Below are 15,325 nucleotides of genomic sequence, written 5' to 3'. Positions count from 1 at the left end.
AGCTGCATTATCAATAAGTCTTTCATGGGCGGGATCTCCTGCCCACCCCACAACCAAATTTAAGTCTTTGTGGAACAGGCCGGAAAGCCTGTTGATGTGTTTTTATGCACCCCAACCTCCAAATAATTAATGCTCAACTATCACGGGTGTGCCAACTGCGACTTTCTCAAATAAAGCCTGTGCGTCTTTATCAAACATCCTGACGCAGCCGTGAGAAGCCGCCCCCCCGATCGACTCTGGATTCGGAGTACCATGAAAACCAATCACATTCTTGCCATCCGTCCAAAACCCCATCCACCTACTCCCTAATGGATTGTCTGGCCCAGCAGGAATAAGTTCTCCTGTCCAAGGATTTTGCCAAACTGGATCTTTGATCATTTGAATAACTTTAAAATTGCCTGTAGGAGTTTCCCAGCCGCCTTTTCCCACAGCAACAGGGAAACTGGTTTGCACCTTATTTTGTCGGTAAACATAGACGCGGCGTTCTCGCAATTTCAGGACTAAACGCACTTCCTCAATAGGATTTACCGCAGGCTTTGGTTCCTGGGGAATATAACGAAATGGTTCTCCCAGGGGCGGCAGTTCTGGGATTCCGAGATTCGGCAATTGTGTCTCGGATGTGGGCCGCTGCGCTGCGATCGCACTATTACTTGAATTAGCCACCACTTCGGCAGTCGCCTGCTGCTGTAGGCCGACCGACAGCGCGGCGGCACTCAAGCTCAGTACAATTAACTTGTTAAACAAAAATTTGCTCTTCACCATTGTTTTTTTCGCTAAACTCCTCACCAGCATTTCCTACAAAGTTCCTATCTAATTATCCGCCAACCGCACCCGATGAGAAAAATTTTGAGATGGCTTTTTGAGGGGAACTGCGCTGCACAGTTTTTAGTTAAAATTCCACCACTGATAGCTTGTAACTCAACACAAAGCTTAGGCAATAATACTAAAACCACAACGTTTTTATAAGCGGCTCAGTGGAGTTACCGAATAGAATGTCGTTAAAAAACCCGGTTTATGCGTAAATATTGCCAGAAAATGATTAAATTTTACCTCCGACTAATTTGATTTTTTAGCCATGACCGACTGGCGATCGAGTATTCAACCTATGTCGCTTCTGTATCCGGCAAGCACAATCTGTCTTTGGGTAGAGTTGCCCCCAGCAACAGTTAGGTTGGCGGAAAAAAACTGCTACAGTCGATCGAATAAACTCAATATATCACGGCAACACTCTAGAGATGCGAACCGCTGAACTTGTTGTAAATCGGGAACTTATGATGTAAAATTTAGTCTTTCAATACTTGTTCGATAATCTTTTTTTGAGATTGTCATAAATTTCCTACTCTGGGGATTAAACTGGATTAGGTATAGAGGTTGGGACTTTCGCGCAGCGGAAGCAAACCCGACCCTGAATAGCAGTAAATGTGAGGTTTCAATGCGTCTTCAGAAGATCAAATTATTGACAGGTGCAACACTGTCGGTGGTAATTTCGGCGGTCTCAGTACATCCTGCGATGGCTAACCCTGCAACTCAAATAGCCCAAACGCAAACCACCACAACAGCAAACACTAGAACCATTGTCGGTTTTGTCAAAAGTATTGTCGGCGACGTAGTAACTATTCGCGAAGAAAACGCGCCGTACAGGACTCTCAGGATTCAAAGATGCGTCTTGAGAATTATTGGTCTAGTACCGGGAATGAAAGTCAGAGCCACCGTCGCCGGATCTCAGATACAAAATATCGCGGTGATCCCCGATTATAAGGTTGTAGCCACAACGGTTGCTCGTCCCGCAACCCCAGCACCAGCACCGCGTCCGGCTCCCGAACCGCCACCGCGTCCGGCTCCTCGTCCGGCTCCGGCTCCGGCTCCGATTCCGGCTCCCCGTCCAATTCCGGCTCCGGCTCCCCGTCCGGCTCCTGTGAGAGGACTTTGGTAGAGCTAGGTTATACCATTTTAGATTTTCGATTGAAGATTGGCAATGACAATCAAGCAATTTGATCCGGGACCCTTGGATTCATTCGTGGGGTCGCTTTCTTCAATTTAAAATCTAAAATCTAAAATCTAAAATCCATTGACTGATAAAGCTCAAGGTTTGGATCGCAGGTCTACAGTTGTATTCTTTTTTGCAACTGGTATCAGTAAATGGAATTAAGCCACCGCGCCGGCGGTGGCTTAGCTGTTTAATACCAGTTAGAATAATAGAATTGTCCCGCAATTGTTTAGAAATCGCTGCTATGTATTACCTGCGTTTCTTGCTGCTAATTCTGCTGTTGCCGGTGATTGCGTGCGATCGAGCTACAGATGCGATCGCGCCTGCTGTGGGCGACAGCGGCCCCCTGTCACAAATTCCCTCCCGTGCACCCCTGGTAAATGTTGGGACAAATCAAATTGTACCGACCAAACCGCTTTCGCCGCAGCCAATCCGCATCGTTGCAACTTCTTTGCCGCAGCCAGGAGCCAGCGAAAGCGCCTCAAAACCTCCTCAAGTAGTACCGATTCCCGCATCGCCAGTGCTGCAAGTCCCTCCTGGCTTTGTCGTCAACGTTTTTGCTGACAATTTAGACGCTCCGCGATGGCTGGCTTTGACGCCGACAGGCGATGTTTTGGTAACAGAAACCCGGCAGAATCGGATTACGCTGTTGCGGGATGCCAACCGCGACGGCGTTGCTGAGGTTCGCAAAACTTTTGCAAGTACCCAAAACGGTTTAAATATTCCTTTTGGTATGGCTTTTGCCGATCGCTATTTTTTCCTCGGAAATACCGCTGAAGTCCGCCGATTTCCCTACACAAAAGGACAGGAACAATTGGCAGGTACGGGTCAAAAAATTGCCGATTTACCGGGCGGCGGCTACAACCAACACTGGACGCGAAATGTTGTCGTTTCCCCCGACAATAGCAAGCTTTTCGTATCAGTTGGATCGCAATCTAATGCCGATGTCGAACCGCTGCCGAGGGCCTCTGTTCAAGTAATGAATTTGGAGGGCCAAAACAAGCAAATTTTTGCTTCCGGTTTGCGAAATCCGGTGGGATTGGATTTTCACCCAAAAACCAATCAACTCTACGCAACAGTCAACGAACGCGACGGTTTGGGAGATGATTTGGTGCCGGATTACTTGACAAGAATTCGTCAAGGCGAGTTTTACGGCTGGCCTTACGCTTATTTTAAGCCGAATTTGCTTGACCCTCGCCACGCTAGAAACGGCAATAGCGATCGACCTGATTTAGCTGCTAAAACATTAACGCCGGACGTGCTGTTTCAGGCACACTCGGCGGCTTTGGGGCTTCAGTTTTACGACGGCAAAACGTTTCCCAAAAGATTCCTGAACGGGGCATTTGTGGCGTTTCGCGGCAGTTGGAACCGGAACGCTGGAACTGGTTATAAAATCGTGTTTGTACCTTTTAATGCGGCGAACGGACGCCCTCAAGGTTATTATGAGGACTTTCTGACTGGTTTTCTCACAGATCCGTCGGGCCCGAAAACTTGGGGGAGGCCGGTTGGTTTGCTGGTTTTACCTGACGGGAGTTTGCTGTTTACTGAGGAAGCGAATAACCGGATTTATCGGGTGCAGTATCGCGGCTGAGGATTGGGCGATGGATAAATTCTTCACCCCCGTATACTTTTTGTTGAATCAAGAATTTATCTTCTTTTCTAATTTCACTATTCAATTTGAGATTCGCTGGGTTGCGGCGGGTTTTGTAGACAGATTGCCTGCTGTTGGTTGTGATTGCGCGCTCAAACAGCCTCTACAACCTCGAATATATCAGGACGATCGAGATTTTGCGATCGCGCTTTAAAATCCAGAACCGGGTTGTTTGAGAAACTCGGCTTCTTCAGGGGTTGTTTTGCGTCCGAGAATTTCATTGCGGTGGGGAAATCTCCCAAAACGCTGGATTATTTCCAAATGCTGCATCGCGTATTCAATGAATGAATCGCTGTCAGGTTCGCCGCTGAGTTGGCTAAATAGTTCGACAGATTTTTGCTGGTTTTCTAAGTTTTCGCTGTGTTGAAAAGGCAGATAAATAAACAATTTTTGTACAGTCAGCAATTCGCGATCGAAGTTATTATTAACAGCGTATTCGGCGGTGGCTAAAGCTTTGCTGTCTGTGGCGAATGCTTGGGGCGTTCCCCTAAACATATTACGCGGAAATTGATCGAGCAGTATAATTAATGCTAGGCAGTTTTCGGGGGAATCTTGCCAGGAGTCGAGTTGACCGGAGGCGGCGAGTTCGTAGTGCGGCAGAAAGCGCGATCGCACTTCTGCATCAAAATCCGCATTTTTTTCAAACCATTTCTTGTGGACTTTGCCAAACTCATGAGAGTGCGCTCGACCAAACCAAAAATCTAAAACTTCATTCATTAGCAATCTAGTAGGCGATTGATTTTTGGATTAAAGCTTCTGTGTCTGTAGTTGCACAAAACCTGCTATCTGTGCAACTACCAACCACAGCGATTAATGATTAGCAATAATGACTTAGGAACCTTTGTTGTGCGGTGCTTAAAGTTAGGAACTAGCAAACAGTCTGTCCCAAGTTTTGCCTCCCACAATTCCGTCTACAGGAATATCAGCTTGTCGCTGAAATCTTTTCACTGCATTTTCGGTTGTCGGACCGAACACGCCATCAATTACGATCGGGTGTGGGGACAAGCCCCGCGCGTTCAACAACTTTTGCAGTTTCTTCACATCGTGCCCTTTCGAGCCGCATTTTAAAATCCTTTTATGGTGTCTCACTGCTGGTCGATGGCAATCATCAGTAGAGCAAACTGCGGAGCCTGCTGCATAGTTTGCTCTACTTGTGCCCGTCAAAACTAATAGGGCGAGAATTGCTAGTAAATAATAAAAAGTCTGCGATCCGGCCATACTTTCCCTGTTAATTTTTCAAGCGTTTTTTGCAAGTTGGACGATTGTTTGAGGGTGAGAAACCGGGTTTATAGGATGGGGGCATCCAATCTTGATTGACCGGGTTTCTGGCAACAGTCAACCGACATTCTACAATATAAGTGGCTTTACTGCAAAATCTCCGATCGTGCAAGTTAAATTTTGTTGCTCTTTGGTAGCAGCAAAGGTAACAATTACTTCGCAGGCAACTGCAACCGTCAGCATTACCAAGTTTCTCGCCAGCGGGTAATCGCAAACGTCATCATTCGCCGCTGAAGGAACCCGATAGTGTTGGTTCCAAATTATTTCGCAGTAATCTGCAGCTAATCCGACGTGTACGCATGGAAGGGAGGCAATCGCACAGTAATCTTTGACTGCTTGCCGCCCGATACTGTTATCAAAAGTATCGATGACTGTGGCGCTGTTGGCCAGCAGCCGATCGGCATTTGCGGGCGTCAATTCTTTTGAGTGCGCGTCAATGCTGACTCCCAAAGCGCGGTAGATGTTGTTGGCGAGAATTTTGGCTTTGAATGCGCCGATGTCCGATCGATAATAGGGTTGAGTGGAAAGGTTGCGTTCCTCGATGCGATCGCGATCGATGACTTTTAACTGACAAAAGCCCGATCGCGCCAGACTTTCTGTAATATTCGCACCCAAAGCGCCCGCCCCGCACACCGTTACCGGGAAATTTTTGATCTGCGACATCACTCCGGCACTTCTGTAAAGTTGTTCGTGAAAAAATATACTCATGGTAATCAAGAATTAGCGATTTTCGACCACTCCAACCAATGAATGCAAGTCGAAGTCGTTGTCCAATCCGCTGAGACAAATCCCCGCACTCATAACTGTCAAGTCATTTTTGGCGATCGCAGAAGTGTGGTGTTCTCCCGTTCCGCTCGTCCATTCAACCAGCCAATAATTTTCGCGATCGCAAAAATCCTGCAATTCACCGCCGCCCATTTTTAGCGCCCGCTGCAAGCGCTTTTCTTCCCGAACTTTCGGATCGAAACCTTGAATATTTCGGGACACCAATTCATAAACAGTTCGCATTTCCGGTGTCATCCCTTTAAAGCGAACATCTTGAGGCAAAATCAACTTTTTTAAAGCTGCTTTTAACTTCTCAGATGGCAGCGGATCGGCGCGCCTGTCAATCTCTTCAAACCACAAACAATGACCGTCCCACCGCGCAACAATCGGCTCAAACTGCGAACCTTCTGTTACTAAATGAACTGGTACGGGTTTCACAACACCAGTGCGCTGTTTAGCATCTGATTCGTTAACAGGATAAGCCAGCCAAGTTTGCCCTTGCAGCACGCAAGCCAAGTGCAAGCGAACGGGTACGAGCAGTTGCAAATACTCGGCAACTTGCGGCCAACTCGGTTCCTCAATCACCGCAGCAATTTTCTCATTAATCGGCCTAAAAATAGCCCATCCTTCAAATTTGCGCGGCTGCGGTTGAAAAGTATAAACCATTGAGCTAACTCTTATCCGCACGCTTCCTCCGGGCACGCAAGGAGCCAGGAACTGGGTATCGAGTAGGTGCGCTTCTTGGGCAGCGAGTTGGCTGAGGATTTTGCGGATATCTGCCACTGAATTCACCTCCGTCATCTTACTTTTTGTTACCGAAGACACTTTTAGTTTAAGAAAACATAAAGATTTTTCAACACTATTGACAAGAATTAATATCCTAATCTAATATTGAGCGAACCTCGCAACTTAACCTGGTAAATATCTTAAGTAAATATGCTGCAAAAGCTTTTTTCTAAGTGGGTTGTAGTCACAGCTTTGACACTTCCTCTTTTTGGCTCAGTCCAGGTAGCTAAAGCTCAAGACACCTATGGAGCTACTGCTTATTCTCCGACTTCTGACGCCACTGGTATTAGTTGGGATCATGCGACAGAGAAAGAAGCACTAAACGCAGCAGTAGCCGTCTGCAATGAACAAAGTGGAGGTGCGAACGACTGCGAACCCCTGACATCTAATAGTAATAATTGTGGAGCGATCGCAGTAGGCAAAGGAGGAGCAGGTGCGGGTTGGGGCGACGATAAAGCAGCAGCAGAAGCTCAAGCTCTCGCAGGTTGCAGCGAACTAGATGGTGGAAACTGTAAAGTCCAACTTTCAGCTTGCAACAACTAATTAAACTGCTAAAAATCGGTGGAACAGGTGTATATGTGGGCTGCTCAAACAGCTTAAAAAATAGTATTTGGTATGGTGTGCAATGCACACCATACCAAATACAACTCAGCTAAAATTAGGGTACACAATGCACACCCTACGCAGTTAATCTCCTACTTCGGAAGTAACTGCATCTGGTGGCAGCAAACTTTCTAATCTATCTTTAGACCAATATTCAGTAGGGTAAGCGAGTGCAATAATATCAGAGAGTCGAATCAGCCACGTAACTTGCCCGTAAGCATCGATATGTTCCGCCTGTTCGTTAGGGGGAACTATCACCAAAAGTTCCACAAACTCCCCGAACAAATTAATCGGGATGCCGCCGAAACTGCTGTTGTTTGTTTTAATCCAAACTTTGCTGCCTCGATCCAGAGCTTCTTGGAGTCGCTGGCAGAGCAGACTGGACTTTTTGACCTGGGATTTTTTTGCTTTCGACTTTTTTCCCATAGTTTTAAGAAGTTAAAGTAGTTGTATTGTGGGTTGCACAGTTCGTTAGACCGTGGGTTGAGATTTAGTGCGATCCTCTTCGTTGGCGTAGCCCCCGTAGGGGCGGGCTTCGCTAACGGGGTTTGGTATTGAAACGGACAAAATAAAAAAGGGCGATCGCCCCGTCGCTACCCCATCACTCTAGTCTATAAGAAAGTGCTGTACTGCGATCGTAATAACAATTTAATCCCATAATCGGGAAATGACACCAGCTCAAAAAAAATGCCCGTGTCGCCAAACTCCAAACCCTGGTTGTCATCAGTGATTCCCAATCTAAAATCTAAAATCTAAAAAGGTATTACCTGCCGTATCATGTTACACAATCCATCAAGGAAGTCCGTGTTTCTACTGTGCCCAAATGCAGTATAATCGGCGGAATCTTCCCAAATCGTTTAAGTAAAACAATGGACTGGCGAAAGCTCATTCATCCAAACCCGAAAGCTTCCACAAGTCAACCAGCAGTGCCAGAAACTCGATTGTCCGTAGAATTTTTGCTGGGACTATTTGCTGCGGGATGGACGGAACAACAGGTGTTAGAGAAATATCCTGCTCTCACTTCGTCCAAGCTGCGCGCTGCTTTAGCTGCTGCGGATTCCCAGTTAGTGTCATCCATAGCTAATCCAGAATTACTAGAAATTATCGCTCAAATTAGAGAATAATTGAAAATAGGTAAAAAGTTGTCGCTTGAGGATATTGAGGGAGATGTTTGGGAGTAAACAGCGATATTAAATCTCAACTTCCCCCTAAATTTTCTCTAACTCTTTTCCGAAACTCCAACACCGCCTCAAGGCTATCTGGTTGCTCCACATAATATGACTTTCGCTTGCTTATTGGTTTGGCGGAACAAACAAATTTGAGTTGAGGCGGCAAGAGTAAATTTGCCTAATAATATCCTCAATCTCGTTGCTCTTTTGAGCCAAATCTGCATCAAAAGCACCTTCATGCAAAATTTTGCTCCGAATTTTATAAGCTTCCTCAACCGTAGAAACTGCATCTGGATTTTCTGGAAAATTATCCTTGACAAGGCGCTTAATCGCTTGAGAAATTGATTCATTCTTTAGTTCGTTAATCCGACCTTGGACTGACGATTTAATATTTTTTGGAATAGAGGTAGTTTTGTTTAATTGAGCGACAAAACTCTCCACTAACTCTTTAAGTTCTGGGTTATCATAAGCTTCTGACTGGGCGAGTGGTTCAAGGGAAGAGACCTGTCCAACAAATCGAGCGCGCTCAGTAGTTTCGAGTCTGGCAGATGCAAACAGCTCCATTGATACTAAGAGTTTTTCATCAACATCAATATTAGCTGAAAATATCTCCTTGACAAGCTCCACCATTCTACTGCTGTCCATAGCTACGGTTAGACTTGCACTTGTCATACATCCACTTCCGCTCTCTTGGATACGATCGTATACCATACAAGGTCGTGGAGTATGATAATCAAGGCGAAGTGGATGCTTCCTTGATACGGCTTCCCATAGCAGAGCCAATGAGAGCTTTAATCCCTTCTGTTCAGCTTCAGCCGCCGTCGCAAATCCTTCCACGTATACATCTAGTTTTTGCGGCTGTTGTCTCCCCAACTGGCTCTCATCTTGTAATGGTGATATACGGACAATAGACTTATCATCAACTAGGAGGCACGCTTCACCATTAAAGCCTCATTCATCTCCTACATCCAAGATGATTCCAACCTTTGCTCCGTAGGGGTGACGCTTTGGACTTTCATCAATTATTTGTCTGGGTTCAGGTTCCTTTTTGCTCATTAGGTGTTTGCCATAATGATAGAGCATTTAAATATTGAGCGCTAGCTGACAGGGTGACAGCCCCGTCAGGTCTATGATACCCGAAAAATAAGTAAGGTGCGGAGTACGCACCCTACAATTTACTTATCATCCCTCACAGGCAGCGACGTATCCAGAATTTCCATCAACAATTCCAGTCGCGAAGGACGGCTCAACATCGGCACTAAATTCGGCAGGGAGTAATAATCACCCGCAAACGTAAAGGTTTCCACCGCTACTTGTTTGTCCTTCAATTGCTTCTGGACATATTCGCACCAAGAACCAACTCGGACAATCACAACATCAGGAATTACCCCCAAAGTGCGGCAGTAATTTTGATAAGCATCTGCAAAATAAGGTGCAGCGTTTTCGCCTTCATCTGTTACCAGAATGAATTGCTCGACAACCTGCTTTTTAATTCGCATTGCTTCCACGGCGCAACCGCAACTTGTGCCGCCGCCACCGTGAATGTGCTTGAAAGCGCGTTCCCAGTCTGTCAATTCGCTGCCGTTTGCTTCCACTGGATACGGCATCGTGTCAAAGGCATAAACGAACAGTGCGGCCTCGGAAATGCCGGAAATCAAAGCAGCCAGACGCTTCCCGACTTCGATCGCACTTTCCATCGAACCAGACTTGTCAATCAACAAACCGGTTGCTTTGGCAATCTTGCCGCGCTTCTTCACCTGTTCGTTTGTCACCGCTTCCAGCTTCGCCGCCGTTGCTGCGTCGAAGTTCGCGCCCGCGCCCGCAACACTCGCTTTGTAAGCAGAAACCCGATCGCACTTTGCCGCTTCATCCAGCTTCGAGTCAATCAACTGCTTGACTTCCGGGTGATCCATCGCGCCGCGCGACTGAATCGATTTCAAATTGTTGATAACTTCCTGCGGTGACATCGAGTTAATCAGCGCCGCCAAAACCGTTGGCGTTAGCTGTCTGATCGCACCAACTGCGATCGTATACGGAATCTTGTACTCAACAATCAAATTCGCCTGTTCCGCAGGTGTCGCCGCCTTGGCCAACTGCTTCAAAACTAATGCCAGAGAGTCTTCTGGCGGATTGTCTTTGAAGAGAATAGCGTTAGCGCGATCGCTCGGCTTGACGTGCAGCGTTGCGTACAAATGCTTCATCGCCTTGCGGTTGCGGAGGGCAGCGCGATCGAAAAACTGTGCATTCTTTTCCCGCGATTTCAGATAGCGAGTGACAGCAGTGCGCGCGCTGCGGGGCACCTTATTCTGGTGCTGCTTCATAAAGTCCACAATCCGCGAAACCTCGTAGGGAGGGAACTCTTGCAGCATCATAAAACCGGCATCTCGGTGTTCCGTCAGCGCGGAAGTTAGCAAGTTTCCGGCAAAAACTTCCTTGTGATCGCGCACGTCGCCGTGACGCTGATACCACACTGCTAAATGACCGTAAAATATTGGGTCTAATTCGATAATTAACTTGTGAATTTCTGCTACTTTTTCTAATTGGCGGTGAGGAGTTGTGAGCAGGCTGTTGAGCATTTCCAAACGTAAATCGCGCTCTGCTGTATTCATATTCATTGGTGTTACCTTCCTATTCGATTTTGGATTTTGGATTTGAGAAGTATTCAAAATCGGTGGTTGGCAGTTGTTGCACGCTAGCGAGTGAAATTTAAAAATCACCGCGCAAGTTTGGGGAGCTTTTTTTAGTAAACCTATGGCTAAACCTAATAGGGTCTGTATGTAAGCTCTCGCGATTGGGGCGCGGCAAAAACTGCGATTTGAAATTAACTATTTCAGGGAAACTGTTTCTAATTCTATCGCTCTCAAATCTGGTTCAACCCAGTTATTTCGAGCTTCCCAAGACATCAGCCGATCGCGCGTGTAGTAGCGAAAGGGTAAAGTGCGATCGGCGTATTTTGCAATCAAACCGTTAGCCAGATGTACGATCGATCGATTCCGGCTTTCATCGGCGAGATACCGGCGAATAGTTCGCACCCAAAACAGCGTTAGGGTTTCGTGATATCCGCTATCTTTTTTAGCCTCAATTCCCTGAACCGAGTTGTAACGTTTAATGCCATTCCGCACCGCATTTATCGCTTCTTGTTCCGAATCATAAAACAGATACCAAAGGGCAACGGTTAAATGCGCTTCGTGAGTCCATTGACTTCGCGGCAGGCTGCATTCTTGGAAAGCGTGAATCAGATTGTCTATTTCGCAGGGCGATCGGTAAATTAGAGTTGTATTTTTCATAATTTAATTCTCCTCACCACTTTTACATCTAATATTTATAAATATGAGATGTTCCGCACAAGTTAGCAAAGCGTTTTGACAGCCGAACGCTCTACCCCTGAGCTACAGTCCCTTAAGCGGGACTGGCAGGATTTGAACCTGCGACCAATCGATTAAATTGTGTGTAGGCGCTTCATTTGTTAGGGCGCGGAACAGATGTTTTTTTCGTACAAAACCGTATAATACTTTTACTTTATCTTTCTCTTACCTCGGTAAATAATTATTTCCTTAGAGTAGTGAAATGCACTTCGCACAAGTCAAGAAAGCCGTTGTTCATACGCAGGAGTTGAACCCGCGACCTTTTCCTTTAAAGGGAATTGCTCTACCAATGAGCTAGTATGTAAGCTTCCTCAGTTAGGGCGCGAAGTGTTGTTTCACTTTAAAAATTGCTGGTTTTGGCGGCGCACAAGTCAGAGACGCTATTTTTAAAACCCCTCTCCAAGAGGCGGAGAGGGCAGGAGTCGAACCTACTATTCGATCGCTCGAATGTTACCAGTTTGTAAGCTTCTTTTGTTAGGATGCGCTGCCTAATACCTGCTTTAAGTTAATTTCTAGCCGTAAACGGCTTCTGGGCGGACAATTAAATCACCGCTGGGACGGCGATCGAGCACGTAAGACTCGAAGCGAGATCCATTGACATCAAAATGCTTTGCCAGACGTTCCTTAATAGCCTTGTCGCTCATTCCTGCCGCGATACCCAGTTGGTTTTCCGCCAAGTCATAGGAACGTCCTTCAAAACGAATGTGAACCATTACCGATACCTCCTAGAGCGATTTTGGATTTGGGATTGGTAGCTTATCTGCTCTCGACTTTGGCTTTTTGTGAGACTTAGCAAATTGCCAGTATCGGTAAAAATTCACGAAATCTGATAATCTTTACTGAAAGAAGCGCCGTTCTAGGTGATAAGCTTGTTTAATTTTGCGGATTTCCTCAGCCTTTTTGGTTGCTTGAAATCTGGCCGAACTTGTCTGTTCTGAATCCGCATGAAATTCATTGAAATTAGACTGATTTCCTACAGCATCTGACTCTGGTCGAGTCAGTTTGTAACCGAACAGTCTCGTATAAAGTAACAACATGACAATTGAGTCTGTATTGCAAGACTTTCAAATTGATGTTCCTTGAAATTTTGACCAATATTTAGTTGTCAAGGTTCAGAATTTTCACGAAAAATACAGTTTTTTGCTTGTCCTGCGTTTTCCATAATTCCATACTACGTATATACTACAAATCTGTCAAGGGGGTAGCAAAAGTTTTTTAGATAAAACTTACACCAGTGGCGAGAAACCTGGTTTTTTCACGAAAATATTTCGTTGCAACCCGCAGATTCGTTAAAAAACCGGGTTTCTTGGGTCAAAGTGCGATCGCGAACTGTAACATCGATCAAACGTCCTTAACATAAGAAATGCTGTCGCGAATATTGTGGAAGCCAGCAGACTCGTAAAGATGCAATGCACCTGATGAATTTTCAGCATCGACGCCGAGAATAGCAGTAGCCACACCGGCAGCTTTGAGTCGATGCAAACCAGCCAGCAACATAGCTCGTCCCAATCCCATTTTGCGGAAGCCGCGCCTAGTGCCGAGACAAGCAATCCAGCCTTCATTGCGCCCGGTACGATCGCACTCTTGCACACTAATCTCGCAGTAACAAAAACTGACAAATGTGCCGTCATCAGCAACAGCAATCAAGTCTAAATCATTTCTGTAATCGGGTTTAGCTAACTCGTGCTTAAATTTATCCACCGTTAAATCGTGATGATTCCAGTGATCGATAAACGACTGGTTGAACATTTCTACCCAAGCTGCCGCATCCTGTTCGCCGGGGAACTGAATGAGGGTAAAACCTTGTGGGAAGTGCGGTTCTGGGATCGGTTCAGAGAGCGATCGCGCCATTCGGTAAAAATAGCGATCGACCTTAAAACCGCAACTAGCCAGCACAGAAATGCGATCGCAATCCTCAGCGCGCGCGTAGGTTCGCAGCTTCACGCGCGCGCCCCGCATCGCAGACACTTCGCGCATCCGCACTTCACCCCAGGCGATCGCGGCTGCTTCCACATCGCCTCCGCGCGCCTCCGGGTGGACGCGAAACCACAGCCAACCGTCAATTACTTCGCCAGGCTCAGAAACTGACAACTGAGAAAAACCGATTAATTTTCCCTCCGCATCTTCCCAAAGGCGGATATCGCGTACTAAATCTAGGGACGGTGCGTTAAATTCTTGTTGTAGTTCCGAGATGGAAGTGCCTTCATCGAGGCGATCGACTTCTTCGCAAGTATTGATTAAATGGGCGATCGCATCTAAATCGCGATCGCCCGCATAGCAGCGCGCCGAGAGATTTGCCATCATAGCTAATCACCATTTCCTGTTGTTATTCAGTTTAAAAATAGCTTGGGCGATCGCACTTTTATCGATCGACTCGCCCCAATGGTCGATCGACATTAAAAATCCGACCGCGCAAACACCCAGGCGCATCGAACCGCTACAGCAGTTAACTGCACTCGTGAGTTTCGATAAATTCAGGTTCAGGATTTGGGATGGGAGTAGAAGGACTTGAACCTTCGACCTTGAGATTAAGAGTCACCTGCTCTAACCAACTGAGCTATACTCCCGCATCAAAGCTAGTATAACACAACCGTTCTGAAAAATCAACTTTTTTTGTAAAAATTTGTGGCGATCGCCCTTACTGCAATATTTAATGTAAGTTTTATCGCCCTGATTCCATATTTCATTTAAGCGCGATCGACCTCAAGTACCTCCCCAGAGTTGTGCAAAACGTGCGGCAGACCATCCAACCAGGTCTGATACTTGCCCATCTCCAATCTCGACAATTCGCTTGACTCCATCTTGAGGCTCTACTGCATCAACACTGAAAAACTTGCTGTGAATTAATGAGTAAGGTGGACTTTTGCCCACCCTACTGATTCTAATTGGTTGCGAAAGCGTCTACTTCAGAATTCGGGAGACTACACCGGCGCCCACAGTGCGATTACCTTCGCGGATGGCAAAACGCATATTTTGTTCGATCGCGATCGGCTGCAACAACTTCACAGTCATATTCACCCGATCGCCCGGAACTACCATGTCGATCGCGCTGCCGTCATCAGCAGTAAAAGATGCGATCGTACCCGTAACATCCGTTGTCCGCACGAAGAATTGAGGGCGATATCCCGCAAAGAAAGGAGTCCGGCGGCCGCCTTCTTTTTCCGACAGCACGTAAACCTCAGAATTGAATTCAGTGTGAGGTTGAATTGAACCGGGTTTAGCAAGCACCATCCCCCGCTCAATTTCGTCTTTTTGGATGCCGCGAAGCAACAAACCGACATTATCTCCAGCCATTCCTTCATCCAGAATTTGCTGGAACATTTCAACACCGATAACAGTTATCGTGCGAGTGTTGTGGATTCCCACCAATTCCACAGTATCGCCGACTTTGATTTTACCCCGCTCGATTTTGCCCGTGGCGACAGTTCCCCGACCTTTGATCGAGAATACATCTTCAACAGCCATCAGAAAAGGTTTGTCAATATCGCGATCGGGCGTAGAAATCCAGTCATCTACCGCATCCATCAAATTGTAAATGCCATCAACCCACTCATCCTCGCCGCGCTGTATTTTCGGATTAGCAGTCATCTTTTCCAGCGCTTTCAGTGCCGAACCTGCGACAATTGGAACAGGACTTACGCAACTGGCACAAGGTGAAGAGGATTTCTTCCACCATCTTGCATTAGACAAGTAACATCGGAACGTCCGGACGTTTCAGTTG

The 15,325-nt window shown here is 46.5% G+C and carries 18 protein-coding genes, 1 tRNA gene and 1 pseudogene; 5 read left to right on the top strand and 15 right to left on the bottom strand.

Annotation, left to right across the window (positions count from 1 at the left end; all coding sequences use genetic code 11):
- Positions 1–126: 126 nt before the first annotated feature.
- The gene (locus tag QUA27_RS18175; protein WP_333069504.1) at positions 127–762 is read right to left on the bottom strand and encodes a L,D-transpeptidase; all 636 of its coding nucleotides are present in this window, start codon (positions 760–762) and stop codon (positions 127–129) included.
- 670 nt (positions 763–1,432) lie between these two features.
- On the opposite strand from QUA27_RS18175, the gene QUA27_RS18170 reads away from it, so the two are divergent.
- The 3 genes from QUA27_RS18170 to QUA27_RS18160 all read left to right on the top strand — a co-directional run bounded on the left by QUA27_RS18170 (position 1,433) and on the right by QUA27_RS18160 (position 3,792).
- On the top strand, positions 1,433–1,933 hold the full coding sequence (locus tag QUA27_RS18170) for an autotransporter (protein ID WP_333069503.1): 501 nt from the start codon (positions 1,433–1,435) through the stop codon (positions 1,931–1,933).
- Positions 1,934–2,231: 298 nt separating this feature from the next.
- The gene (locus tag QUA27_RS18165) at positions 2,232–3,578 is read left to right on the top strand and encodes a PQQ-dependent sugar dehydrogenase (RefSeq protein WP_333069502.1); all 1,347 of its coding nucleotides are present in this window, start codon (positions 2,232–2,234) and stop codon (positions 3,576–3,578) included.
- A gap of 10 nt (positions 3,579–3,588) precedes the next feature.
- Positions 3,589–3,792 (top strand): hypothetical protein, encoded by a 204-nt coding sequence (locus tag QUA27_RS18160; RefSeq protein ID WP_333069500.1) that lies wholly within the window; start codon positions 3,589–3,591, stop codon positions 3,790–3,792.
- Here QUA27_RS18160 and QUA27_RS18155 read toward each other — a convergent pair.
- The 4 genes from QUA27_RS18155 to QUA27_RS18140 form a co-directional block, all read right to left on the bottom strand.
- Positions 3,789–4,355 carry a DUF924 family protein gene (locus tag QUA27_RS18155; RefSeq protein ID WP_333069498.1) on the bottom strand — a complete coding sequence of 189 codons (567 nt, stop codon included), beginning with the start codon at positions 4,353–4,355 and terminating at the stop codon, positions 3,789–3,791. The genes QUA27_RS18160 and QUA27_RS18155 overlap by 4 nt on opposite strands.
- A gap of 144 nt (positions 4,356–4,499) precedes the next feature.
- Positions 4,500–4,856 (bottom strand): peptidoglycan-binding domain-containing protein, encoded by a 357-nt coding sequence (locus tag QUA27_RS18150; RefSeq protein WP_333069497.1) that lies wholly within the window; start codon positions 4,854–4,856, stop codon positions 4,500–4,502.
- A 129-nt stretch (positions 4,857–4,985) separates the two neighbouring features.
- On the bottom strand, positions 4,986–5,624 hold the full coding sequence (locus QUA27_RS18145) for a ThiF family adenylyltransferase (protein WP_333069496.1): 639 nt from the start codon (positions 5,622–5,624) through the stop codon (positions 4,986–4,988).
- Positions 5,625–5,636: 12 nt separating this feature from the next.
- Entirely contained in the window at positions 5,637–6,464 is an 828-nt protein-coding gene (locus tag QUA27_RS18140) for a hypothetical protein (RefSeq protein ID WP_333069495.1), read from the bottom strand.
- A 153-nt stretch (positions 6,465–6,617) separates the two neighbouring features.
- On the opposite strand from QUA27_RS18140, the gene QUA27_RS18135 reads away from it, so the two are divergent.
- Positions 6,618–7,010 carry a DUF4189 domain-containing protein gene (locus QUA27_RS18135; RefSeq protein WP_333069494.1) on the top strand — a complete coding sequence of 131 codons (393 nt, stop codon included), beginning with the start codon at positions 6,618–6,620 and terminating at the stop codon, positions 7,008–7,010.
- Positions 7,011–7,154: 144 nt separating this feature from the next.
- On the opposite strand, the gene QUA27_RS18130 is transcribed toward QUA27_RS18135, so the two are convergent.
- A complete protein-coding gene (locus QUA27_RS18130; protein ID WP_333039029.1) occupies positions 7,155–7,496 on the bottom strand; it encodes a hypothetical protein in 342 nt (113 codons plus the stop codon).
- Between the two features lie 443 nt (positions 7,497–7,939).
- Here QUA27_RS18130 and QUA27_RS18125 point away from each other — a divergent pair, with 443 nt between their 5' ends.
- Positions 7,940–8,194, top strand: coding sequence for a DUF433 domain-containing protein (locus QUA27_RS18125; RefSeq protein ID WP_333069493.1), 255 nt, complete (start codon positions 7,940–7,942; stop codon positions 8,192–8,194).
- A 168-nt stretch (positions 8,195–8,362) separates the two neighbouring features.
- Here QUA27_RS18125 and QUA27_RS18120 read toward each other — a convergent pair whose 3' ends face one another.
- The 9 genes and pseudogenes from QUA27_RS18120 to QUA27_RS18085 form a co-directional block, all read right to left on the bottom strand.
- On the bottom strand, positions 8,363–9,076 hold the full coding sequence (locus QUA27_RS18120; RefSeq protein WP_333069492.1) for a hypothetical protein: 714 nt from the start codon (positions 9,074–9,076) through the stop codon (positions 8,363–8,365).
- A 338-nt stretch (positions 9,077–9,414) separates the two neighbouring features.
- Positions 9,415–10,854, bottom strand: a complete 1,440-nt coding sequence (locus QUA27_RS18115; protein WP_333069491.1) for a hypothetical protein — start codon at positions 10,852–10,854, stop codon at positions 9,415–9,417.
- Between the two features lie 210 nt (positions 10,855–11,064).
- Positions 11,065–11,526: a hypothetical protein gene (locus QUA27_RS18110; RefSeq protein WP_333069490.1), complete on the bottom strand. Its 462-nt coding sequence runs from the start codon at positions 11,524–11,526 to the stop codon at positions 11,065–11,067.
- Positions 11,527–12,116: 590 nt separating this feature from the next.
- On the bottom strand, positions 12,117–12,317 hold the full coding sequence (locus tag QUA27_RS18105; protein ID WP_333069488.1) for a hypothetical protein: 201 nt from the start codon (positions 12,315–12,317) through the stop codon (positions 12,117–12,119).
- Positions 12,318–12,440: 123 nt separating this feature from the next.
- A complete protein-coding gene (locus QUA27_RS18100) occupies positions 12,441–12,641 on the bottom strand; it encodes a radical SAM protein (RefSeq protein ID WP_333069487.1) in 201 nt (66 codons plus the stop codon).
- 304 nt (positions 12,642–12,945) lie between these two features.
- On the bottom strand, positions 12,946–13,908 hold the full coding sequence (locus QUA27_RS18095; protein ID WP_333069486.1) for a GNAT family N-acetyltransferase: 963 nt from the start codon (positions 13,906–13,908) through the stop codon (positions 12,946–12,948).
- Between the two features lie 189 nt (positions 13,909–14,097).
- Positions 14,098–14,171: transfer RNA gene (locus tag QUA27_RS18090), tRNA-Lys, on the bottom strand.
- 136 nt (positions 14,172–14,307) lie between these two features.
- Positions 14,308–14,475 (bottom strand): ATP-grasp domain-containing protein, encoded by a 168-nt coding sequence (locus tag QUA27_RS27450; protein ID WP_445251522.1) that lies wholly within the window; start codon positions 14,473–14,475, stop codon positions 14,308–14,310.
- A gap of 30 nt (positions 14,476–14,505) precedes the next feature.
- Positions 14,506–15,234: pseudogene (locus tag QUA27_RS18085) on the bottom strand (EF-Tu C-terminal domain-related protein); the annotation flags it as partial.
- Between the last annotated feature and the right edge of the window lie 91 nt (positions 15,235–15,325).

This window comes from Microcoleus harperi Pol14_C6, assembly GCF_036701295.1.
In the GTDB taxonomy this organism is placed as follows: domain Bacteria; phylum Cyanobacteriota; class Cyanobacteriia; order Cyanobacteriales; family Microcoleaceae; genus Microcoleus.
Note: the sequence above shows the minus strand (reverse complement) of the source record. Positions and strands in the feature narration are given on the sequence as shown.